Origin of the sequence: Saccharopolyspora sp. NPDC050642 (assembly GCF_040654735.1) — a bacterium.
In the GTDB taxonomy this organism is placed as follows: domain Bacteria; phylum Actinomycetota; class Actinomycetes; order Mycobacteriales; family Pseudonocardiaceae; genus Saccharopolyspora; species Saccharopolyspora elongata.
Window position 1 is genome coordinate 1 of sequence record NZ_JBFAIN010000053.1, and the last position, 21,580, is coordinate 21,580.

Annotated in this window: 16 protein-coding genes and 1 tRNA gene; 11 read left to right on the forward strand and 6 right to left on the reverse strand. The window is 71.0% G+C overall.

Annotation, left to right across the window (positions count from 1 at the left end; genetic code table 11):
* Window positions 1-298: 298 nt before the first annotated feature.
* The 4 genes from AB0H93_RS40480 to AB0H93_RS40495 form a co-directional block, all read right to left on the reverse strand.
* The gene (locus tag AB0H93_RS40480) at window positions 299-1,270 is read right to left on the reverse strand and encodes a ribose-phosphate diphosphokinase (protein ID WP_218157324.1); all 972 of its coding nucleotides are present in this window, start codon (window positions 1,268-1,270) and stop codon (window positions 299-301) included.
* Window positions 1,271-1,308: 38 nt separating this feature from the next.
* A complete protein-coding gene (gene glmU, locus AB0H93_RS40485; protein ID WP_358581343.1) occupies window positions 1,309-2,823 on the reverse strand; it encodes a bifunctional UDP-N-acetylglucosamine diphosphorylase/glucosamine-1-phosphate N-acetyltransferase GlmU in 1,515 nt (504 codons plus the stop codon).
* Window positions 2,824-3,166: 343 nt separating this feature from the next.
* Window positions 3,167-4,873, reverse strand: a complete 1,707-nt coding sequence (locus AB0H93_RS40490; RefSeq protein ID WP_358581423.1) for a tetratricopeptide repeat-containing diguanylate cyclase — start codon at window positions 4,871-4,873, stop codon at window positions 3,167-3,169.
* Between the two features lie 137 nt (window positions 4,874-5,010).
* Window positions 5,011-5,081, reverse strand: a tRNA-Gln gene (locus AB0H93_RS40495).
* Between the two features lie 417 nt (window positions 5,082-5,498).
* On the opposite strand from AB0H93_RS40495, the gene AB0H93_RS40500 reads away from it, so the two are divergent.
* On the forward strand, window positions 5,499-6,467 hold the full coding sequence (locus AB0H93_RS40500) for an acyl-CoA desaturase (RefSeq protein WP_358581345.1): 969 nt from the start codon (window positions 5,499-5,501) through the stop codon (window positions 6,465-6,467).
* 174 nt (window positions 6,468-6,641) lie between these two features.
* Complete coding sequence (locus tag AB0H93_RS40505) at window positions 6,642-7,235, forward strand: TetR/AcrR family transcriptional regulator (RefSeq protein WP_093265895.1); 594 nt, start codon at window positions 6,642-6,644, stop codon at window positions 7,233-7,235.
* Between the two features lie 91 nt (window positions 7,236-7,326).
* On the opposite strand, the gene AB0H93_RS40510 is transcribed toward AB0H93_RS40505, so the two are convergent.
* Window positions 7,327-8,517, reverse strand: a complete 1,191-nt coding sequence (locus AB0H93_RS40510; RefSeq protein ID WP_358581426.1) for a PQQ-dependent sugar dehydrogenase — start codon at window positions 8,515-8,517, stop codon at window positions 7,327-7,329.
* A gap of 161 nt (window positions 8,518-8,678) precedes the next feature.
* On the opposite strand from AB0H93_RS40510, the gene mfd reads away from it, so the two are divergent.
* The 7 genes from mfd to AB0H93_RS40545 all read left to right on the forward strand — a co-directional run bounded on the left by mfd (window position 8,679) and on the right by AB0H93_RS40545 (window position 19,062).
* The gene (mfd, locus tag AB0H93_RS40515; protein ID WP_358581347.1) at window positions 8,679-12,287 is read left to right on the forward strand and encodes a transcription-repair coupling factor; all 3,609 of its coding nucleotides are present in this window, start codon (window positions 8,679-8,681) and stop codon (window positions 12,285-12,287) included.
* 216 nt (window positions 12,288-12,503) lie between these two features.
* Window positions 12,504-14,201: a BCCT family transporter gene (locus AB0H93_RS40520; protein WP_358581349.1), complete on the forward strand. Its 1,698-nt coding sequence runs from the start codon at window positions 12,504-12,506 to the stop codon at window positions 14,199-14,201.
* 160 nt (window positions 14,202-14,361) lie between these two features.
* Window positions 14,362-14,907: a hypothetical protein gene (locus AB0H93_RS40525; RefSeq protein ID WP_358581352.1), complete on the forward strand. Its 546-nt coding sequence runs from the start codon at window positions 14,362-14,364 to the stop codon at window positions 14,905-14,907.
* 92 nt (window positions 14,908-14,999) lie between these two features.
* A complete protein-coding gene (locus tag AB0H93_RS40530; protein WP_358581354.1) occupies window positions 15,000-15,923 on the forward strand; it encodes a SurA N-terminal domain-containing protein in 924 nt (307 codons plus the stop codon).
* A gap of 145 nt (window positions 15,924-16,068) precedes the next feature.
* The gene (locus AB0H93_RS40535) at window positions 16,069-17,085 is read left to right on the forward strand and encodes a MazG family protein (RefSeq protein ID WP_358581356.1); all 1,017 of its coding nucleotides are present in this window, start codon (window positions 16,069-16,071) and stop codon (window positions 17,083-17,085) included.
* 121 nt (window positions 17,086-17,206) lie between these two features.
* Entirely contained in the window at window positions 17,207-17,992 is a 786-nt protein-coding gene (locus AB0H93_RS40540; protein WP_358581358.1) for a lytic murein transglycosylase, read from the forward strand.
* Window positions 17,993-18,243: 251 nt separating this feature from the next.
* A complete protein-coding gene (locus tag AB0H93_RS40545) occupies window positions 18,244-19,062 on the forward strand; it encodes a lytic murein transglycosylase (RefSeq protein ID WP_358581360.1) in 819 nt (272 codons plus the stop codon).
* Between the two features lie 43 nt (window positions 19,063-19,105).
* Here AB0H93_RS40545 and AB0H93_RS40550 read toward each other — a convergent pair whose 3' ends face one another.
* Window positions 19,106-19,483, reverse strand: a complete 378-nt coding sequence (locus AB0H93_RS40550; protein ID WP_132488620.1) for a tetratricopeptide repeat protein — start codon at window positions 19,481-19,483, stop codon at window positions 19,106-19,108.
* Between the two features lie 272 nt (window positions 19,484-19,755).
* On the opposite strand from AB0H93_RS40550, the gene eno reads away from it, so the two are divergent.
* Together eno and AB0H93_RS40560 are read left to right on the forward strand one after the other, a co-directional pair.
* The gene (eno, locus tag AB0H93_RS40555) at window positions 19,756-21,042 is read left to right on the forward strand and encodes a phosphopyruvate hydratase (protein ID WP_358581362.1); all 1,287 of its coding nucleotides are present in this window, start codon (window positions 19,756-19,758) and stop codon (window positions 21,040-21,042) included.
* Between the two features lie 3 nt (window positions 21,043-21,045).
* Window positions 21,046-21,579 carry a septum formation initiator family protein gene (locus AB0H93_RS40560; protein ID WP_358581365.1) on the forward strand — a complete coding sequence of 178 codons (534 nt, stop codon included), beginning with the start codon at window positions 21,046-21,048 and terminating at the stop codon, window positions 21,577-21,579.
* Window position 21,580: the final 1 nt, after the last annotated feature.

Genomic DNA, 21,580 nt, shown 5'->3' on the forward strand with positions numbered 1-21,580 from the left:
TACCAGGACCCCACGCCCACACCTCTTCACCCCCCCCAGCACACACCACCTCACGACCTCAGCCCCCATTCCACTGAGATCACCTCAATGGAAATTGCGGGCCATCGGCGTGTCGGGTCCCGACACGCCGATGCCTGTGGACAACTCCCGCAATTTCAATGGAAATCAGAGGTTCGATTTCCATTGAAATTGCGGAACCTCGAGCCCGGATCCTCGAACGGCCCCGGTCCGAAGTGGACCGGGGCCGTTCGAGGTTCTTCGCACTCGACCGCGGGCGCCCTCGGGAGGCGCCGCCGGGTCAGGCGCGGCCGTCGAAGAGGCTGGTGACCGAGCCGTCCTCGAAGACCTGGTGGATCGCCTCCGCGACCAGCGGGGCGATCGACAGGACCGTCAGGTTCGGGAACCGGCGTTCTTCCGGGATCGGCAGCGTGTTGGTCAGCACGACCTCCTTCGCGCCGCAGGACGACAGCCGCTCCACCGCCGGGCCGGACAGCACCGCGTGGGTGGCCGCGATGATGACGTCCTTCGCGCCCGCCGCCAGCAGCTGCTCGGTGGCCTTGGTGATCGTGCCGCCGGTGTCGATCATGTCGTCGACCAGCACGCACAGCCGGCCCTCGACGTCACCGACGACGCGGTTGGCGACCACCTGGTTGGGCTTGCTGGGGTCGCGGGTCTTGTGGATGAACGCCAGCGGCGTGCCGCCGAGGTCGTCGGCCCACTTCTCCGCCACCCGGACCCGGCCCGAGTCGGGGGAGACCACGGTGATCTGCTCGCCCGCGTAGGTGTCGCGCATGTAGCTGGCCAGCAGCTTCTGGGCCATCAGGTGGTCCACCGGGCCGTCGAAGAAGCCCTGGATCTGGTCGGTGTGCAGGTCCACCGCCATGATCCGGTCCGCGCCGGCGGTCTTGAACAGGTCCGCCATCAGCCGCGCCGAGATCGGCTCGCGGCCCTTGTGCTTCTTGTCCTGGCGGGCGTAGCCGTAGAACGGCATGACCACGGTGATGCGCTTGGCGCTGGCGCGCTTGAGCGCGTCCACCATGATCAGCTGTTCCATGATCGCGTCGTTGAGCGGGTTGCAGTGCGACTGGATGACGAAGGCGTCGCACCCGCGAACCGACTCGTCGTAGCGCACGAAGATCTCGCCGTTGGCGAACTTGTAGGCAGCCTGGGGCGTGACCGTTACGTCGAGCTGCTTGGCCACCTCCTCGGCAAGTTCCGGGTGACTGCTGCCGGAGAAGAGCTTCAGGCTCTTCTTCGGAGTCGCAGACATCGCACTCACGGTCATCGTCCCTCCCCGTAAGACGCCCGTCATTGGGCGTCATTCGTCGGATTGGTGGTTGGTTCTTTCGACAAAGCCTGTTGTGCGGCCTGGTCTGCGGCGGTGCCGGGGCGGCGTCTGGCGACCCAGCCTTCGATGTTGCGTTGCTTCCCGCGGGCGACCGCCATCGCGCCGGGCGGGACATCCTGGGTGATCACCGAGCCGGCGGCGGTGTAGGCGCCGTCGCCGATCTCCACCGGGGCGACGAACATGTTGTCCGCGCCGGTCCGGGCGTGTGATCCGATCACGGTGTGGTGCTTGGCCACCCCGTCGTAGTTGACGAAGACCGTGGCGGCGCCGATGTTGCTCTGCTCGCCGATCGTCGCGTCGCCGACGTAGGTCAGGTGCGGCACCTTGGTGCCGTCGCCGATCGCGGCGTTCTTGGTCTCGACGAAGGTGCCGATCTTGCCCTTGGTGCCGAGCCGGGTGCCGGGGCGAAGGAACGCGAACGGCCCGACCTTGGCGTCCGGCCCGATCTCGGCGCCCTCGCCGTGGGTGCGCACCACCGACGCGCCGGGGTGGATCACGCAGCCGGTGAGCGTGGTGTCCGGGCCGACGACCGCGCCCTCGCCGACCTTGGTGCCGCCGCGCAGCTGCACGCCCGGCTCCAGCACGACGTCGCGGTCCAGCTCCACGTCGCAGTCCAGCCACACCGAGTTCGGGTCGATGATCGTGACGCCCGCGTGCATCCAGCGCAGCAGCAGCCGGCGGTTGAGCTCGGCGCCGAGGCGGGCCAGCTGCACCCGGTCGTTCACGCCCTCGACCAGCCACGGGTCGGTGCAGATCAGCGCGCCGACAGGGCGACCGTCGCCGCGCGCGATCGACAGCACGTCGGTCAGGTAGAGCTCGCCCTGGGCGTTGTCGGTGGACAGCCGCTTGAGCGCGTCGGCGAGCACTTCCGCGTCGAAGGCGTAGACGCCGGAGTTGATCTCGGTGATCGCCGCCTGCTCGGGGGTGGCGTCCTTCTGCTCGACGATCCCGGTCACCTGGCCGTCGGCATCGCGCAGCATCCGGCCGTAGCCGGTCGGCTCGTCGACGACCGCGGTCAGCACGGTGACGGCGTTGCCGGCTTCGCGGTGTTCGGAGAGCAGGGCGCGCAGCGCTTCGCTGTCGAGCAGCGGCACGTCGCCGTAGCTGACCAGCACCGTGCCCGTGAGGTCGGCCGGCAGCTCGGAAAGCCCGCAGGAGACAGCGTGTCCGGTGCCGAGCTGCTCCTCCTGCACCGCGGTGACGACCGTGCGGTCCAGGGCGTCGGCCAGGCCGGTCAGGTGCTCGGCCACGGCTTCGCGGCCGTGTCCCAGCACGACCACCAGCGAGTCGGGGTCGAGACCGGCCGCGGCGCGCACGGCGTGTTCGACCAGGGGCCTGCCCGCAAGCCGGTGCAGGACCTTCGGCGTCGCCGATCGCATCCGAGTGCCCTCGCCCGCGGCGAGCACGATCGTGCTGACGGTTTCCGAAGACGCATCGCTGCGGGAGGAGGGCTGGGCGGTGTCGCCCTGGAGCATCAGCGCTCTCCCTTGATCTCTAGATGCGGCTCGGCGGCGTGGTTCAGCCGTCGGGCCGACGGTGCCTGTTGCGTCCAAGCGGGTGAAGGGTAACCGGCCCGGTACCCCCACGGCTCCGGTGCCCCTGCGCGCCTGTCCAGCGGATGTGATGGTACCGCCGACCGGCCCTAATACGTGCTCGAAGCCAGCCTTCTAGCTGCGGTTATGTGATCTTCGATGCACTCCGGGCGGTCCGCGGTGGGCCTCGCTGTGGCCGATCACACGGGTGTTTCCGCGCCGATCGAACGGCGGGTCCGGTCGGCGCGGCCCGGCGGGGGAGGCCGCCGGGCAGCACCTGATCGGGTTAGAGAGCGTCCGGGGGAATCCACACCGAGTTATCCGACGGCCCCTCGGCAGGCGGGCTGCTCGGCGGCGTGGCGGTCACGCCGGAGAACGCCGAGACGCGGTTGCCGCCGCCGCGCTTGGCCTGGTACATCGCGGCATCCGCGCGAGCCAGCACCTGCGCGGCCGATTCCTGCGGGCGCATCGCGACGACGCCGATCGACAGGGTCACCCCGTACGAGACCTCGCTCGGCAGGCTGTCGACGGCCTCGGCGGTGCGCTGCAACGCCGCCTCGGCGGCGCCGAGCGTCGCGCCCGGCAGCAGCACGACGAACTCGTCACCGCCGTAGCGGGCCACGAAGTCGTCGGCTCGCAAGGTTTCGCGCAAGGTCATCGCGACCGTGCGCAGCACGTCGTCGCCTTCCGCGTGCGAGCAGCGGTCGTTGACGCCCTTGAACCCGTCGAGGTCCACCAGAGCCACTGCCAGCGGCTGCGCGTCGGGCGCGGTGAGCATCGTCTCCAGCCGGTCGTCCAGCGCGCGGCGGTTGGACAGGCCGGTAAGCGGATCTTGCAGCGCCTGCCGGGTGATCGCGTCGTGCTTGTGGGTCAGCCGCGAGTTCTCCAGCCTAATGACCAAAGTGGACAACCGGGCCTGGCGCATCGCCCACAGCTCGGTCTCCAGCTCCAGCGCGTAGTCCCGCAGCGCGGCGGGGCGGCCGCCGAGGTCGACCAGCTGCGCGTGCTCCCGGGCCAGCGAGATCCGCAGCGTCGGCTCCGAAGTGTCGGTCTCCATGTCGGCGCGGGCATCGGAGAGCACCTGCACCGCCTCGTCGCTGCGATCCGCGCGGGTCAGGCACCGGGACAGCGCGATCGCGACGATGATCTCCTCCCGCGGGTGGATCGCCCGGTCCAGGCTGCGCAGCACCTCCAGTCGCTCGATGTACTCGATGTGCGGCTGGGCCAGCGCGTGGGCGGCACCGAGCACCGGGACCTGTTCGGCGGCGGGGCGGTCGGACACGCGGGGGAACAGCGACTCCCGCCACGGGCCCTCCACCGCGACGGCGATCTGCGAGGCGGTGTCGAACCGGGTGTTCGCCTCCTCGTACTGCCCGATGCGCTCCAGCCGCAGGCCCCAGCCGAGCAGCATCCGGCACCGGTTGATCATGTGCACCGCGATCTCGTGCGGGCCGCCGCTCTCCCGGATCCGCTGGTGGGCGCGGGTCATCACCTCGTCGGCCGTCTCGTAGACGCCGAGCTGGGTGAGCACCAGGCCGATGTCGATCAGCGAGGTGGCAAGCAGCCGCTCCCACGACCGGCGGCCCAGCGTGCGGTCCGGGACCAGCTCGTCGTCGAGCATCGCCAGGCCGTGCGCCACTTCGGTCAGCGCGCTGTCCTCGCTGCCGCCGATCAGCGCGCGCCGGCTGCGCAGCGCGTGCGCGTCGGCTTCCAGGACCCTCAGCCCGTGCCGGCGGGTGTGCATGAGGAGCTCGTCGAGCAGCGGATCAGCGCTGTCGACCAGGCCGGGTGTCGCCAGCCGCATCGAGGCGCAGTGCCGCAGGAGCTGGCCGACGATGCGCGGCTCGCCGCGCCGCTGGGCCTCGGCGAGCAGGTCGTCCGCCTCGCGGATGGTGCTTCGCTGGCCGGACGCATCGCTGTGCTGGCCGACTGCGTTGAGTTCGCGTGCGCGCCCCACGAGCCAGGCGTCGGACACCTCGCTCAGCGTGGTCATCGGGTCTTCGCGCACGGCGGTCGTGTCGTCGCGCAGCGGCGCACACCCCCTGTTCACCATCGCTCCCCGGCGGCCCGGGCGGCGCGCTGGGCCTCACGAGGGGCTGCGCGCCGCGCCGGGTCCGGGAGGACCGCTCGCTCCGCCGCCAGGATTCGAACCTGGACCATCGGAACCAAAATCCGAGGTGCTGCCTTTACACCACGGCGGATCGGGCGCTGTCTGCCCGCGATGCCGGTTTGTGATCCCCGGCACCGCGGCCCGAGCTTACCGGCCCGGGCCGACAGGCGGTGGTACCCGGCCGACATCGTGGCATGCCCCCGTCGCCGGGTCGGCGTCGGGCTTGCGGGTTCTCGGGTTTCCTCGCGCGCTGGCACGTGGATGGGACGTACGCCGGCGTCCGCCGGTTGCGTACAAGATCACCGCTGTTCGGGTGAACAAGGGCGATTCGGACACGCCCGGAGGGGCGCGACACGCCGCAATGTGCCGTCCGGGGGTGACGATTCGGCATCGAATAACTTACGCTTGCGTAGGTTACGGTCCCGTAGGGTGGAGGTGTTGCGGGGTCGTGATTCCCGGCGCTGACCACAGTTTTCCCACCTCCCCAACGCCATTCGAGGTATTGAGTATGACCGCAGCAACCGAGCGCGTGGCCACGTCAGAGGCCCGCGCCGAGTCCGGGCCGAAGCCCCTGATCGCGGGTAGCCGACCGTGGGTGGCACAGCTGTCGGTGTATGTGTTCGTCCTGGTGCCGTTCCTCGCCCTCGTGCTGGCGGTGCCGGCGGCCTGGGGCTGGGGGCTCGGCTGGGTGGACATCACCTTGGCGCTGGTCTTCTACTTCGCGTCGGGGCTGGGTGTGACGGTCGGCTTCCACCGGTACTTCACGCACGGCTCGTTCAAGGCCAAGCGAGGGGTCAAGATCGCGTTGGCCATCTTCGGCATGATGGCCGTGCAGGGACCGGCGATCACGTGGGTCGCCGACCACCGCCGGCACCACGCCTTCTCCGACCGCGAGGGCGACCCGCACTCGCCGTGGCGCTTCGGCAGCTCGCCCGCCGCGCTGGCGAAGGGCTTCTGGCACGCGCACATGGGCTGGCTGTTCGAGCGCGACCTGACCAACGAGGACCGCTTCGCGCCGGACCTGCTCAAGGACGCGGAACTGGTGAAGGTCAACCGGCTGTTCCCGCTGTGGACGGCCCTCAGCCTCGTGCTGCCCGCCGTGCTGGGCGGGCTGTTCACCTGGTCGCTGTGGGGCGCGTTCACCGCGTTCTTCTGGGCCGGGCTGGTCCGGGTGTCCTTCCTGCACCACGTGACCTGGTCGGTGAACTCGATCTGCCACATGATCGGCGAGCGGCCGTTCAAGAGCCGGGACAAGGCGGCGAACTTCTGGCCGCTGGCGATCCTGTCCTTCGGCGAGTCGTGGCACAACCTGCACCACGCCGACCCGACCTGCGCCCGGCACGGCGTGCTGCGCGGCCAGATCGACATCTCGGCGCGCGTTATCTGGATCTTCGAGAAGCTCGGCTGGGCCTGGAACGTTCGCTGGTCCAACGAGAAGCGGCTCGCCCGGATCTCGGTCACCGAGTACAAGGGCTGATCCCCACCCGGTTCGAGGTGCCCGCGCGGCGAAATCGCGCGGGCACTTTTTCATCAGGCCTGGACATGCGTGTCGGGCCAGCACCTTAGGGTTGTGCGAGTGGTATCACGGCGACGCGGGCGGACTGCGCCCGAACCCGAGGCGCGGCCGAAAGGGCGCACCGCACGGGTCAGGATGACGGGCAAGGAACGTCGGCAGCAGCTGCTGGACGTCGCTAGGGCGCTGTTCGCGGAGAAGGGCTTCGACGGCACGTCCATCGAGGAGATCGCGCACCGCGCCGGGGTGTCGAAGCCGGTCGTCTACGAGCACTTCGGCGGCAAGGAAGGCGTCTACGCGGTGGTGGTCGACCGCGAGATGCGCAACCTGCTGGACCTGGTCGTCTCCGCCCTGTCGGCGGGGCATCCGCGGGACCTCCTGGAGCAGGCGGCGCGGGCGCTGCTGGACTACATCGACAACAACACCGACGGTTTCCGGGTGCTGGTGCGCGATTCGCCGGTGGCCAGCAACAGCGGCACCTTCTCCAGCCTGCTCAACGACATCGCGAGCCAGGTCGAGCACATCCTCGCCCTGCAGTTCAGCGCGCGGGGCTACGACGCGAAGCTCGCCCCGCTGTACAGCCAGGCGCTGGTCGGCATGGTGGCGCTGACCGGCCAGTGGTGGCTGGAGGCGCGCAAGCCGAAGAAGGAGGAGGTGGCCGCGCACCTGGTCAACCTCGCCTGGAACGGCCTCTCCCACCTGGAGCACAAGCCCCGCCTGTCCACGAAGTGACGGTCCGCAGTTTCAATTGAAACTGCGGACACCCGGGTACTGGATCCTGGTGATCCTGTGTGGAGATCACAGTTTCAATTGAAACCGTGGGTCAGGTCGTGGTGATGCGGAGGACCTTGTCGTCGGTTCCGTTGGACGTCGTCACGTAGAGGGCTCCGTCGGGGCCTTGGCGGGCCGCCCGGAGCCGGCCGTGGGTGTCGTTCAGCTCCGGCGGGATCGACACCTCGTCGATCGCGCCGTCCGGTCGCACCTCGAAGAGCAGCAGCTTGCTGCCCTTGAGCGCGGTGACCGCGAGCATCCCGTCGAAGCGGCCCCACTGCGAGCCGGTCAGGAACGCCGCCGCGCTGATCGCTTCGGTGCGATCGCCGGACGACCAGACCGCCTTGACCGCGTCCGGGAAGCGGTGCAGGTCGGTCATCGGCACCGACTCTTCGTAGCTGCGTTCGGCCCCGCCGCGCGACGGGTCCCAGCCGTAGTTCCCGCCCGGCCGCAGCAGGTTGATCTCGTCGTCGACGTCCGGCCCGTGCTCCGCGACGAACACCTGACCGCCCGGCCGCGGCGCGACGCCCTGCGGGTTGCGGTGCCCGTAGGTGTACAGCAGCCGCTCGCGCGGGTTCGGCGAAGCGATGAACGGGTTGTCCGGCAGGGGAGCGCCGGTGTCGATGTTCATCCGCAGGACCTTCCCGCCGAGCGAGCCGCGGTCCTGCGCGATCGCGGGCCGCGCCGTGTCCCCGGTGCTCACCAGCAGCGCGCCGTCCTCGGCCACCGCCAGCCGGCAGCCGGAGTGCCGCCCGCTGGGGTTCACCGGCAGCCCGGTGAGCAGGTCTCCGACCCGGTCCGCGCGCGAGCCGTCCTCGGCCAGCCGCCAGGTGATCAACCGGACGTCGACCGCGGCGCCGTTCTCCTGGTGCGTCTGGCAGGTGATGAACCGCCGGTTCTCGGCGAACGACGGGTGCACCAGCAGGCCCATCAGCCCGCCTTCGCCCTCCGCGAGCACGTCCCCGAGGTCCGCCTGCACCGGCCGCACCAGCGCTCCCGGCCGGTGATCGGCGAGCAGCGCGAGCCGGCCGGGGCGCTGGCCGACCAGCGCGGTGCCGTCCGGCAGGAACCCGATGTCCCAGGGGTGTTCCAGCCCGGCCGCGACGACCTCGACGCGCAGCGCCGACGGCCCCGGGGCGGCCGTGCTGACCGGTGCGGGCCGATCGTCGCTGCTCGCGATGGCGCAGCCGGTCAAGGCGCCGATCAGCGGGAGCAGCAGGGTGATCGCGGCGAACCGGCGCATGGGCATGCGCACAGTGTGACACCGGCCATGCGGTGCGTTCGGGTCGTCGCGTTCGTGTCGTAGCGGAGTCGTAGTCTGGAACGCGTCGCCCCTGCGGTCTCGGCGTTCGTCCCGGGCAGAGGTGTGCCCGCATTCGCCATGTCTTGCTGCGAGGTAGCTCCATGAGCCAGGCCGGTCCCCTGCGCGGACTGCTCGAAATCGTGCTGCGCGATCCCGCCATCCGGCAGGTCGTGGCGGCGGCCGGGCGTCCGCGCCTGGTGCTGGAAGGCCCTGTCGCGGCCCGGTCGCTGACCGCCGGCGCGCTGGCCGCCGAGGGCGGTGCCGGGCGGCCGGTGCTGCTGGTCACCGCCACCGGCCGGGAGGCGGAGGAGGCCGCGGCGGCGCTGTCGGACCTGCTCGGCCCGGCCGGCATCGAGGTGTTCCCGTCCTGGGAAACCCTGCCGCACGAACGACTTTCGCCGCGCGCCGACACCGTGGGCCGGCGGCTGTCGGTGCTGCGCCGCCTCGCGCATCCGGAGGAGCACGCGCACGGCGCCGTCCAGGTGCTGGTGACCACGGTGCGCAGCCTGATCCAGCCGATCGCGCCCGGGCTCGGCGAGCTGGCGCCGGTGCGGCTCGCGGTCGGCGTCGAGCACGACTTCGAGGAACTCGTCGAGCGGCTCGCGTCGCTGGCCTACGACCGGGTCGACATGGTCGAGAAGCGCGGCGAGTTCGCGGTGCGCGGCGGCATCGTCGACGTGTTCCCGCCGACCGACGAACACCCGCTGCGGGTGGAGTTCTGGGGCGACGAGGTCACCGAGATCCGCCCGTTCGCCGTCGCCGACCAGCGCTCGCTCGCGGACTCGCCGAGCACCGAGCTGTTCGCCCCGGCCTGCCGGGAGCTGCTGATCACCGAGCCGGTCGCCGAGCGCGCCGCGAAGCTCGCCGAGCAGCACCAGACCGACACGCACCTCGCCGAGATGCTGGAGAAGATCGCCGGCGGTGCCCCGGTGGAGGGCATGGAAGCGCTGATCCCGGCGCTGTGCGAAGGCGAGATGCGGCTGCTGACCGACCTGGTCCCGGCGGGCACGCACGTGCTGCTCGCCGACCCGGAGAAGATCCACGCCCGCGCCGCCGACCTGGTGCGCACCGGCCAGGAGTTCCTGGAGGCCTCCTGGATGGTCGCCGCCGACGGCGGCAAGGCGCCGATCGACCTGGGCGCCTCGGCCTACCGCAGCCTCGCGGAGGTCGCCGAGCACACCCGCTCGATCGACCTGCCGTGGTGGCCGCTGACCCAGCTGACCAGCGAGGAGGGCGAGGACGACGACGAGGTCATCCGGCTCGTCCTCAAGCAGGTCGATGCCTACCGCGGCGAGATCGAGCGCGCCTTCGCCGACCTGCGGGCGCACACCGCCGCAGGCGGCGCGGCGGTGCTGGTGGTGGCCGGTGCGGGCACCGCCCAGCGCGCGGTGCAGCAGCTGCGCGAAGCGGAGCTGCCCGCGCGGCTGGCCGAGGACGGCCTGGCGGCGGAGCCGGAAGCCGGCGTGGTGACGGTGGTGCGTGGCGGGCTGGAGGACGGCTTCGCCGCGCCCGGGATCGCGCTGGTGGTGCTCACCGAGGCGGACCTGACCGGCGGCCGGGGCGGCACCTCCACGAAGGACATGCGCCGGATGCCGTCGCGGCGGCGCAACGCGGTCGATCCGCTGGCGCTCAAGAACGGCGACTTCGTGGTGCACGATCAGCACGGCATCGGCAAGTACGTGGAGATGGTGCAGCGCACCGTCGCCGGTGCGACCCGCGAGTACCTGGTGCTGGAGTACGCGGCGAGCAAGCGCGGCCAGCCCGGCGACCGGCTGTTCGTGCCGACCGACCAACTCGACGAGGTCACCCGCTACGTCGGCGGCGAGGCGCCGTCGCTGAGCAAGCTCGGCGGCTCGGACTGGAAGAACACCAAGGCCAAGGCGCGCAAGGCGGTCAAGGAGATCGCCGCCGAGCTGGTGCAGCTGTACGCGGCCCGGCAGTCCTCGCCCGGGCACGCCTTCGGCGGGGACACGCCGTGGCAGCGGGAGCTGGAGGACGCCTTCCCCTACACCGAGACCGGCGACCAGCTGGCCGCCATCGACGAGGTGAAGGCCGACATGCAGCGCCCGGTGCCGATGGACCGGGTGATCTGCGGCGACGTCGGTTACGGCAAGACCGAGATCGCGGTGCGCGCGGCGTTCAAGGCGGTGCAGGACGGCAAGCAGGTCGCCGTGCTGGTGCCGACGACGCTGCTCGCCCAGCAGCACCTGAACACCTTCACCGACCGGATGCGGTCGTTCCCGGTGGCGGTCAAGGGCCTGTCCCGGTTCACCGACCCGATGGAGTCCGAGGAGACCATCAAGGGCCTGGCCGACGGCGCGGTCGACATCGTGATCGGCACGCACCGGCTGCTGCAGACCGGGATCCGCTACAAGGACCTGGGCCTGGTGATCGTCGACGAGGAGCAGCGCTTCGGCGTCGAGCACAAGGAGCACATCAAGGCCCTGCGCACGCACGTGGACGTGCTGACCATGTCGGCGACGCCGATCCCGCGGACGCTGGAGATGAGCATGGCGGGCATCCGGGAGATGTCGACCATCCTCACCCCGCCGGAGGAGCGGCACCCGATCCTGACCTACGTCGGCGCGTACGACCAGAAGCAGGTCGCCGCCGCGATCCGGCGCGAGCTGCTGCGCGACGGCCAGGTGTTCTTCGTGCACAACCGGGTGCACGACATCGAGAAGGTCGCGCGCCAGCTGCGGGAGCTGGTGCCGGAGGCGCGGATCGTCACGGCGCACGGGCAGATGAACGAGGACCGGCTGGAGAAGATCATCCAGGGGTTCTGGGAGCGCGAGCACGACGTGCTGGTGTGCACCACGATCGTCGAGACCGGCCTGGACATCTCCAACGCGAACACGCTGATCGTGGACCGCTCCGACCTGCTCGGCCTCGCCCAGCTGCACCAGCTGCGCGGCCGCGTCGGGCGGGCGCGGGAGCGCGGCTACGCCTACTTCCTGTACCCGCCGGAGAAGCCGCTGACCGACACGGCGCACGACCGGCTGGCGACCATCGCGCAGAACTCCGAGCTCGGCGCGGGCATGGCGGTCGCGATGAAGGACCTGGAGATCCGCGGCGCGGGCAACATCCTCGGCGCCGAGCAGTCCGGGCACATCGCGGGCGTCGGCTTCGACCTGTACGTGCGGCTGGTCGGCGAGGCCGTAGAGAGTTACAGGGCCGCGTTCTCGAAAGACTCCGGTGCGGAGCCGGGCGAGGTTGAGGAGGAGCTCACCGAGGTCCGGGTCGACCTGCCCATCGACGCGCACATCCCGCACGACTACGTGCCGGGGGAGCGGCTGCGGCTGGAGGCGTACCGCAAGCTCGCGGCGGCGTTCGACGTCGAGGCGCTGGAGGCGGTGCGAGCGGAGCTCGTCGACCGGTACGGGCAGCTGCCCGAGCCGGTGGAGCGGCTGCTGAAGGTGGCGCGGTTCCGGCAGATCTGCCGCGAGCACGGGGTCCGCGAGGCGACCCTGCAGGGCGCGTCGCTGCGGCTGGCGCCGCTGGAGCTGCCCGACTCGAAGCAGGTGCGGCTCAAGCGCCTCTACCCGAAGGCGGTGTACAAGCCGACGGTCCGCACGGTGTCGGTGCCGAGGCCGACGGAAGGCGCGGCGGGCGGCCGGATCGGCGCGCCGCAGCTGCGCGACGAGGCGCTGCTGGACTGGTGCACCAAGTTCCTGGAGGACCTCACCACCGCCCCGGCCCCGGTCGCCTGAGCGCCGGGAGCGCGAGGTTTCGCCTGGTGAAGCGCCCGTGAGCGCTTTGGGGCGCCACAGCACCCCGAAGCGCTCACGGGCGTTGCGCGCCTGGCCGCGGCCTCGTGGAGCTGAGATCTCCCAGGTGGGCGCGCCCGTGCTTCTGAGTTGCCGGGATCCCGCCCTGGCGTGACGGTTGATCCGGCTTCGCAGGGCGTCACGAGGAGGCGCGGCATCATGACCAGGAAGTCCTCGGAACCTAAGAAGGCGGGCAGCGGCATCCCGCAGTCCCCCGCCGCGTTCGCCGTCGAGCAGGCGCCCCGCACCGACTTCGTCGTCTTCGGGGTCACCGCCGCGATCACCGTCTTCTTCGTCTGCTGGGGTGTGTTCTCCACCGAATCGCTGGCGCGAACGTCGTCCGCCGCGCTGTCCTGGCTGGTCACCAACATCGGCTGGGGCTTCGTGCTCGCCGCCACCGGGTTCGTGGTGTTCGCGCTGTGGCTGGCGATCAGCCGCTACGGCGCGATCCCGCTCGGGCAGGACGACGAGCAGCCGGAATTCCGCACCGTGTCGTGGATCGCGATGATGTTCAGCGCCGGCATGGGCATCGGCCTGATGTTCTTCGGCGTCGCCGAGCCGCTGGCGCACTTCGTCAAGCCGCCGCCGGGCACGGTGCCGCCGCTGAGCGAGGCGGCGGTGGAGAACGCGATGGCGACGTCGCTGTTCCACTGGACGCTGCACCCGTGGTCGATCTACGCGGTCGTCGGGCTGACCATCGCCTACGGCAGCTTCCGGCGCGGCCGCAAGCAGCTGATCAGCGCGGCGTTCACGCCGCTGCTCGGCAGGCGCCACGCGGAGGGGTGGGTCGGCAAGCTGATCGACATCCTCGCGCTGTTCGCGACGCTGTTCGGCTCCGCCGCGTCGCTGGGGCTGGGGACGCTGCAGATCCAGAGCGGCATGCAGTCGGCCGGTTGGATCGCCGGCGTCGGCACCACGATCCTGGTGCTGATCATCGTGGTGCTGACGATCTGCTTCATCTTCTCGGCGGTGTCGGGCGTGGCCAAGGGCATCCAGTGGCTGTCCAACATCAACATGGTGCTGGCCGCGCTGCTCGCGGTCTTCGTGTTCGTGGTCGGCCCGACGGTGTTCGTCCTCGACCTGCTGCCCACCACGATCGGCGTCTACCTGCGCGACTTCGGCGAGATGGCCTCCCGGTCCGGCGCCACCGGCGGCGCGGCGATGAACGACTGGCTGTCCAGCTGGACGATCTTCTACTGGGCCTGGTGGATCTCGTGGACGCCGTTCGTGGGCATGTTCATCGCCCGCATCAGCCGCGGCCGCACCATCCGGCAGTTCGTGGCCGGCGTGATCCTGGTGCCCAGCGCGGTGAGCCTGGTGTGGTTCGCGATCTTCGGCGGCAGCGCGATCCAGGTGCAGCAGAGCGGTGTCGACGTGTACCGCAGCGGCGGCGAGGAGGCGCAGACGTTCGCCGTGCTGGACACGCTGCCGCTGTCGGCGATCACCACGGTGCTGGTGATGATCCTGGTGGCGATCTTCTTCGTCTCCGGCGCCGACGCGGCGTCGGTGGTGATGGGCACGCTGTCGCAGCGCGGTTCGATCGAGCCGAAGCGGTGGATGGTGGTCTTCTGGGGCTCGGCGACGGGCGCGGTGGCCGCGATCATGCTCATCGTCGGCGGCGAGAACGCGCTCAGCGGCATCCAGAACCTGACCTTCCTGGCGTCGGCGCCGTTCGCGGTGGTGATGGTGCTCCTGTGCGTCGCGCTGATGAAGGACCTGCGCGAGGACCCGATGATGCAGCGCGGCGTGAAGGGCGCGCAGGTGCTGGAGCAGGCGGTCATCCACGGAACGGAGCGCCACGGCGGGGACTTCCAGCTGGAAGTGGGTCCGGCCGAAGACGGTCCGAAGGAGTCCTGATCGTCCGCTGTGGATAGTCCACTGAGGACTTGTGGTCGCTGGTCCCCGGTGCGGTGGATCGAGCGCCAGATGTCCGGAAGATCAGTTCGGTGCGATGCGGAACCTCCCGCGCCGGGGTGCGTCTATGGGAGAAAGGCTTTCCCGGCGAGAGGTTCTGACGATGTCGTTGCGCAGCAAGCTGGTTCTGGCGACCGGTTCGATCGCGCTGTCCGCGCTGGCGTTGACCGGATGCGCCACGGGCGCCGAGACGCCGGCCCCCGCGCCCTCGGCCGGTGGTTCCGCGCCGATCGGTGGCGTGTCCAACCTGACGTCGTCGGCCACCAAGCCGGAGATCCGCGCCGGTGTGCACGGCGGCGAGGAGCGGGTCGTGTTCGACTTCAGCAAGCTCCCGAACGCTTCGGGCCTGAAGGTGATGAAGCACGAGATCAACTCGCAGTCGCCGGCCTGGGGTGGCTCGGGCGAGCCGGTCGAAGGCATGACCGGCAAGGTGTTCCTGCACATCTACGTGGAGATCGCCGACCAGGACCGCAGCACCGCCGGGCCCGAGCAGCTCGGCCAGAAGCTGGCGAAGAGCGCGGTCGTCAACGACAACTCGCACGGCACCGGCGAGCTGACCATCGGGCTTTCCCAGGGCGTCGACTACGAGGTGCTGGTCGAGGGCGAGAAGGTGATCGTCAACATGGCCGAGGGTCCGTTGGGCCGTTGAGTCCAACCGGTGTCACGAGCGTCGACTTCGGACTGTGTCGAGGCTTCACCGGAACGTGACTTCGTGAGAGGGTGCCCGCTGTGAGGTTCCGCATGCCGCGCCACGGGCGCCTTCTCGCATCGATCGCCGCAGCCGGCCTGCTGCTCGCCGGTTGCGGCTCCGGCCCCAGCCAGGTCGGTGCCGCCGCCATCGTCGGCGAAACCCGAATCCCGGTCTCCGAGGTCCAGTCCTGGTTCGGCGAGGTGCTCGCGAAGGAGCCGGACCTCAAACCGCAGCTGCAGCAGCAGGGGAACCTCGACGAGCTCGGCAGGCAGCTGGCCGCGCAGCTCGTCCGGCAGGAACTGGTCGACCAGGCGGCCCGCGACGAGCGGCTGACCGTCACCGATCAGCAGATCACCGACCGGATCAACCGGATGGGCGGCCCGCAGGCGGCGACCGAGGGCAAGATCTACACCCCGCAGAACCTCCGCGACGTGGTCCGGACCCAGCTGCTGACGACGGAACTCGGCCGCAAGTACTTCGACCGGCTCGAGATCACCTTCGACTACACCCAGGCGACCACGCGCGGCGAGGCGGAGGAGAAGGCGCGCCGCATGGCGCAGGGCCCGGCGGAGGCCGCCGCGGTCGTCAACGAGGCGGCCAGGGCGGGCGTCCCGGCCGCGCTCGACCAGAAGTTGCGCGCCACCGACAGCCCGCAGCTCGCGGCCTCGACGCCGCTGTTCGGCGCGCAGCCCGGCACGGTCCTGGCCTTCGAGCCCGAGCAGAACTCCGGCCAGTGGCTGATCGCGCGGATCAAGGAGCGCCGCACCGACGTGCCGCCGATGCCGGCCGCGGGCGGCGCGGACGAGCAGACGCTGCAAGGCGTCGGCGCGTACCTCCTCGGCATCACCGCGGATCGCGTCGGGGTGCGGCTCAGCCCGCGCTACGGGAAGTGGGACCCGGTGGGCCTGACCGCGGTCCCGAGCGAGGGCGAAACCACTGGATTCCGCCTCACCGGCCGACCCGCGGCCGGCTGACCTCGGGGGTCTGCAGTTTCAATTGAAACTGCAGACCTCGTGTCCGTGGTCCGCGGTTTCGATTGAAACTGCGGGTCCTGGTCATGGTGACCAACGCCTCTGCACCTGCGCCCACGGCACGGGTTGCGGCTGGGACAATCGCAGCATGAGGGAGGTCCGAGTGGCGGAAGGTTCTGCGGTCGTTCTGGTCGACGACCGGCTTGGCGAAGTCCTACCGGCCGCGGCGTTGCCGCTGCTGCGCAGCGCGGCCGCCGTCTACGCCGAACCCGGTCTCGCGCCCGCTACGCGCGCGGCGCTCGACGCTCCCGCCCCGCCTCCGGTCGCGGACCTGCTGGCGCAGGCCGCCCGGGAACCGGTCGTGCTGGTCGCAGGCGAGCTCGGCTCCGCCGAGGCCGACGGCTTGCGCGCCGCTGGTGCGCGGGTGATCGCGGCCCCGGCGCCGGCCGGGATCGAGCTGCTGGACGCGGTGACGGTGATGGATCGGCTGCGCTCGCCCGGCGGCTGCCCGTGGGACGCCGAGCAAGACCACGACACGCTGCGCAAATACCTTGTCGAGGAGACCTACGAGCTGCTCGACGCGATCGACCTCCGCGATCGGGAGGCGCTGCGCGAGGAGCTGGGCGACGTGCTGCTGCAGGTCCTGTTCCACGCGCGGGTGGCGACCGAGGATGCGGCCGATCCGTTCGACATCGACGCCGTTGCCGCGGGCCTGGTCAGCAAGCTCGTGTCGCGGCACCCGCACGTCTTCGCGGGCGACCCGGAGCTGCTGGACGCCGAGTCGCAGCACGCCCGCTGGGAAGAGCTGAAGCAGCGGGAGAAGCAGCGCGAATCCATTGTGGATGGTGTGGCGCTGGGGCAGCCCGCGGTGGCCCTGGCCGCCAAGCTGGTGCAGCGCGCGGACCGCGCCGGGATCCCGGCGGACGCGATGCCGCGCGGCGAAGCGCCAGGTGAGGCGCTGTTCGGCATCGCCGCGCAGGCGAAGCTGGCCGGTAGCGATCCGGAGGACGAGCTGCGCGCGGTCGCGCTGGCCTTCGCCGAGCGCATCCGGGTGGCCGAGCGGCGGGCCCGCGAGTCCGGCCGGGAGCCGGCGGCGCTCACGGCGGCCGACTGGCGGGAGCTCATGTCCGATTTGCCGGACCCTGCGGGTGTGCGCTCGGAGTAGTGACGCACACTGATCGCGGGCGCGTCGGCTGACGAAACGGCGACTCGCGGCGATATCTCTCGATGGGGCATGCCTGCTGGATCGGCGCCCCGTGCATCTGGGTGCGTTGAGGAGGTTGCTCTTGCCGCGTCGGTTATGGCTGCTGCTGGCTCCCGTGATCACGTTGTTGGCGTCTTGCGCGCCGCAGGTTCCGACGTCGTCGACGCGGAGCAGCGGCGAGTTCGCGCTGCCGTCCGCGGTCGCGCCGCCCGACCCGGGCGTCGATCCGCCGTCGGTGCGGCTGCTCGCACCGGGCGGGTCGCCGCTGCCGGTGAGCGCCCGGCCGCAGGGGCAGCTGGCCGGCTGGTCCGAGTCGATGGCCGACGAGCTCAACATCCCGCGCGCCGCGCTCCAGGCCTACGGCTACGCGCAGCAGCTCATCGCGGCGAACTCGCCGAACTGCGGCCTGAGCTGGTCGGTGCTCGCCGGGATCGGTGCGGTGGAATCCAGCCACGGCCGCTACGGCGGGGCGCGGCTGGACGAGACCGGGCGGCCGAGCATCCCGGTCATCGGGCTGCCGCTGGACGGCAGCACCGGGGTCAAGCGCATACCGGACACCGACGGCGGCGAGTTCGACGGCGACCGGGTGTGGGATCGCGCGGTGGGGCCGCTGCAGTTCATCCCGAGCACGTGGCGCGACTGGCAGTACGACGCGGACGGCGACGGAGTCGCGGATCCGCAGGACATCGACGACGCGGCCGTCGCGGCCGGCAACTACCTGTGCAGCGTGGGCGGCGACCTGCGCGATCCGGAGCGGTTCTGGAAGGCGCTGCTGACCTACAACGAGAGCCGCAGCTACGGCCAGGAAGTGCTGGACTACGCCGACTACTACGGCAAGGCGAGCCGCCGCATCCCGAGCGAGGGCTGAGCACCGCGACCCCGGGCAAAGCCCCGCCTGGGCATCCCGCAGTTTCAATTGAAACTGGGAATCTCCGGGACGGAACACCTCTGGTGCGGTCTGCGAGGAGGTCCGGACGCGCTTCGGGGCGTCCGACGAGTCCCGAACGGGCTCTTGGGCGGGGGAACCCCGCGTCCTGTCGGTGTGGCGCGCCGTCCGGGCTGTGGAACGACTGATCGGACGCTGGAGGTCCGGGGCTACTAGCAAGTAGCCTGGGCGGCGTGATCAAGACCACCTCGCCGCTGTCGGCCGCCTCCGGGCGGCTCGCGGTCGCGGTTGGGCTGCTGGCCGCGATGGTCGGCGGGGTGGGGCTGGTCAGCGCGTTCGCCGAGCCGCAGGCCGCCCCGGTGGCCGCGCCGCCGCCCGAGCAGCAGGAGGTCGAGCCCGCGCAGGTGGCGCCCGGCTCGGTCGCGCCCCCGATCGAGGAACCCCTCTCGCAGCCCGGCCCCGACCTCGACCCGGCGCGCGCCGACCCGGTGCGGGAGTGGGCCGACGAGGTGTCGGCGGTGGTGGACATCCCGGCCCGCGCGATCGTCTCCTACGTCAACGCCGACCTGGCGATGCGCCGGTACCAGCCCGGCTGCCGGATCTCCTGGGCGACCCTCGCGGGCATCGGGCGCATCGAATCGAACCACGGCCGCTTCGCCGGCCGGCAGCTGCGCGAGGACGGCCGCCCGTCGAGCCCGATCATCGGGGTGCCGCTCGACGGCGGGCCGGGCATCCGGCTGATCCCGGACACCGACGGCGGCGCGTTCGACGGCGACACCGTGCACGACCGCGCGGTCGGCCCGATGCAGTTCATCCCGTCCACGTGGCGGAGGTGGGCGACCGACGGCAACGGGGACGGCCTCGGCGATCCGCAGAGCCTCGACGACGCCGCGATGGCCGCGGCCCGCTACCTGTGCGCGGGCGGCCGGGACATGACCACCGGTTCGGGCTGGTGGGCCGGGGTCTTCTCGTACAACAACTCGGTGGAGTACGGCCAGAAGGTGTTCGCGCTGGCGGAGTCCTACGCCGAAGCGGGCAACCGCCGCCGCTGATCACGCGGCACCCGCACGCCGCGATGGTGGAGGACCGTGCGGGTCAGATGTCGCGGGTGGCGATGTGGGCGTTGATCTCGCCCAACGCTTCCTGGTAGGCGGGCACCGGGTGCATCGTGGCGGCCAGCCTGATCTGGGCGCGCGCTTCGTTCAGGCGGCCCAGGCGCTGCAGCGTTCGGCCCAGCACCAGGCGCGCGTAGTGGTCCGACGGATCGAACTCCAGCACGCGCAGGAACGCCCGCTCTGCACGGCGCAGCTGGGCCGAGAAGTAGTACGCCCGCCCGAGCAGCAGCTGCACGCTCGGCTTGTCGGCGGCGACGTCGAGCACGGGTTCTAGGACGCGGATGGCTTCCAATGGACGGCGTTGCGCGAGCAGTTCCTCTGCTCGGCGGAACGCTTCGACGGTGCCTTCGGTCGTCATGGCGGGGACAACGTTACGTGTCGATCGGCTGTTCCGAGACGTCCGTCCGGATGGTCTTCCGGTGTCTTCGATGCGAACGCGGGCCGAACGCCGGCTTGCCGATCGGGGGCGAAATGTCCGGCCGGGGGCGAAGGCGAGCGAGCCTGCGGCGGCGGCTCTACCGGCCCGGTTAGGCTCGTAGGCGGTCGTCGGGCGTTCGGCCGATTCGCTGCGTGCGGGAACGCCGGGGCGGCCCGCTTCGTCCATAGTTCAAAGGCTGGTTAGGAGCACACGTGGCGATCATCGAGCAGGTAGGCGCCCGCGAGATCCTGGACTCCCGCGGGAATCCCACCGTCGAGGTCGAAGTGGCATTGGAGGACGGCACGCTGACCCGCGCTGCGGTCCCCTCGGGTGCCTCGACCGGCGAGCACGAGGCCGTCGAGCTGCGCGACGGTGACGCCGGCCGCTACGGCGGCAAGGGCGTCGAGAACGCAGTCGCGGCGGTGCTGGACGAGATCGGCCCGGAGCTGGCCGGCCTGGACGCCACCGAGCAGCGCGTCGTCGACCAGAAGCTGGTCGACCTGGACGGCACGCCGGACAAGTCCCGGCTGGGCGCCAACGCGATCCTCGGCGTCTCGCTGGCGGTGGCCAAGGCCGCCGCAGAGACCTCCGGGCTGGAGCTGTTCCGCTACGTCGGCGGCCCGAACGCGCACGTGCTGCCGGTGCCGATGATGAACATCCTCAACGGTGGTGCGCACGCCGACACCGGCGTCGACATCCAGGAGTTCATGATCGCGCCGATCGGCGCGGACACCTTCTCCGAGGCGCTGCGCTGGGGCGCCGAGACCTACCACGCGCTGAAGTCGGTGCTGAAGACCAAGGGCCTGGCCACCGGCCTGGGCGACGAGGGCGGCTTCGCCCCGGACCTGCCGAACAACCGCGAGGCGCTGGACCTGATCGCCTCGGCGGTGGAGAAGGCCGGCTACAAGCTGGGCCGCGACATCGTGCTGGCCCTGGACGTCGCCGCGACCGAGTTCTTCACCGAGGGCACCTACAACTTCGAGGGCTCCAAGCGCACCGCCGAGCAGATGGCGGCGTACTACCAGGAACTGCTCGGCGCCTACCCGCTGGTGTCCATCGAGGACCCGCTGGCCGAGGACGACTGGGACGGCTGGGTGAGCCTGACCGAGCAGGTCGGCGACCAGGTGCAGCTGGTCGGCGACGACCTGTTCGTCACCAACCCGGAGCGCCTCGAAGACGGCATCAGCCGGGGCGCGGCGAACGCGCTGCTGGTCAAGGTCAACCAGATCGGCACGCTGTCGGAGACCCTGGACGCGGTCAGCCTGGCCACCTCGTGCGGCTACAAGAGCATGATGAGCCACCGCTCCGGCGAGACCGAGGACACCACCATCGCCGACCTGGCGGTGGCCACCGGCTGCGGCCAGATCAAGACCGGTGCCCCGGCCCGCAGCGAGCGCGTCGCCAAGTACAACCAGCTGCTGCGCATCGAGGAAGCCCTCGGTGACGCGGCTCGCTACGCGGGCGAGCTGGCCTTCCCGCGGTTCACCCCGGAGAGCTGAGCCATGCCGGTCGGGCGCGCATCCGATCCACAGCGGCGAAACCGCCGGGGGGACTCCCCGGCGGAGCGCCGCAGTGAGCGCGCCCGCCGGGACGGGACCAAGACCTCGGGCCGGAGACCGGGGCGGCCGACGCCGACCCGGTCCCGCCCGAAGTCCAGCACCGGGGGAGCGTTCAAGCTCTCCTCGACCAGGCGGGCCGCCGGCCTGGCGATGCTGGTCTGCGTGATGGCGCTGAGCGTGTCGGTGCCGCTGCGCACCTACCTGAGCCAGCGCGCGGAGCTGGCGGCGCAGGAACAGCAGCAGATCGAGCTGTCCCGGCAGGTCCAGGAGCTGGAGCAGCGCAAGGAGGAGCTCTCCGACCCGGCGCAGCTGGAAGCGGAAGCGCGGGCCCGGCTGGGCTACGTCCGGCCGGGCGAGACGCCGTACATCGTGGAGGTGCCGACGGCGCCGCCTCCGCCGCCCCCGGTCACGTCCTCCGACGACGGCGCGCCGTGGTACGAAGAACTCTGGAATTCGGTGATGGGAAAGGGATCTTGAC

Coding starts and splice junctions, on each gene's coding strand:
- AB0H93_RS40480 (WP_218157324.1), bottom strand. CDS start 1,270: ATGTCTGCGACTCCGAAGAAGAGCCTGAAGCTCTTCTCCGGCAGCAGT.
- mfd (WP_358581347.1), top strand. CDS start 8,679: ATGAGCCAGGCCGGTCCCCTGCGCGGACTGCTCGAAATCGTGCTGCGC.
- glmU (WP_358581343.1), bottom strand. CDS start 2,823: ATGCTCCAGGGCGACACCGCCCAGCCCTCCTCCCGCAGCGATGCGTCT.
- AB0H93_RS40510 (WP_358581426.1), bottom strand. CDS start 8,517: ATGCGCCGGTTCGCCGCGATCACCCTGCTGCTCCCGCTGATCGGCGCC.
- AB0H93_RS40490 (WP_358581423.1), bottom strand. CDS start 4,873: ATGACCACGCTGAGCGAGGTGTCCGACGCCTGGCTCGTGGGGCGCGCA.
- AB0H93_RS40530 (WP_358581354.1), top strand. CDS start 15,000: ATGCCGCGCCACGGGCGCCTTCTCGCATCGATCGCCGCAGCCGGCCTG.
- AB0H93_RS40505 (WP_093265895.1), top strand. CDS start 6,642: ATGACGGGCAAGGAACGTCGGCAGCAGCTGCTGGACGTCGCTAGGGCG.
- AB0H93_RS40560 (WP_358581365.1), top strand. CDS start 21,046: ATGCCGGTCGGGCGCGCATCCGATCCACAGCGGCGAAACCGCCGGGGG.
- AB0H93_RS40525 (WP_358581352.1), top strand. CDS start 14,362: ATGTCGTTGCGCAGCAAGCTGGTTCTGGCGACCGGTTCGATCGCGCTG.
- AB0H93_RS40550 (WP_132488620.1), bottom strand. CDS start 19,483: ATGACGACCGAAGGCACCGTCGAAGCGTTCCGCCGAGCAGAGGAACTG.
- AB0H93_RS40500 (WP_358581345.1), top strand. CDS start 5,499: ATGACCGCAGCAACCGAGCGCGTGGCCACGTCAGAGGCCCGCGCCGAG.
- AB0H93_RS40535 (WP_358581356.1), top strand. CDS start 16,069: ATGAGGGAGGTCCGAGTGGCGGAAGGTTCTGCGGTCGTTCTGGTCGAC.
- AB0H93_RS40520 (WP_358581349.1), top strand. CDS start 12,504: ATGACCAGGAAGTCCTCGGAACCTAAGAAGGCGGGCAGCGGCATCCCG.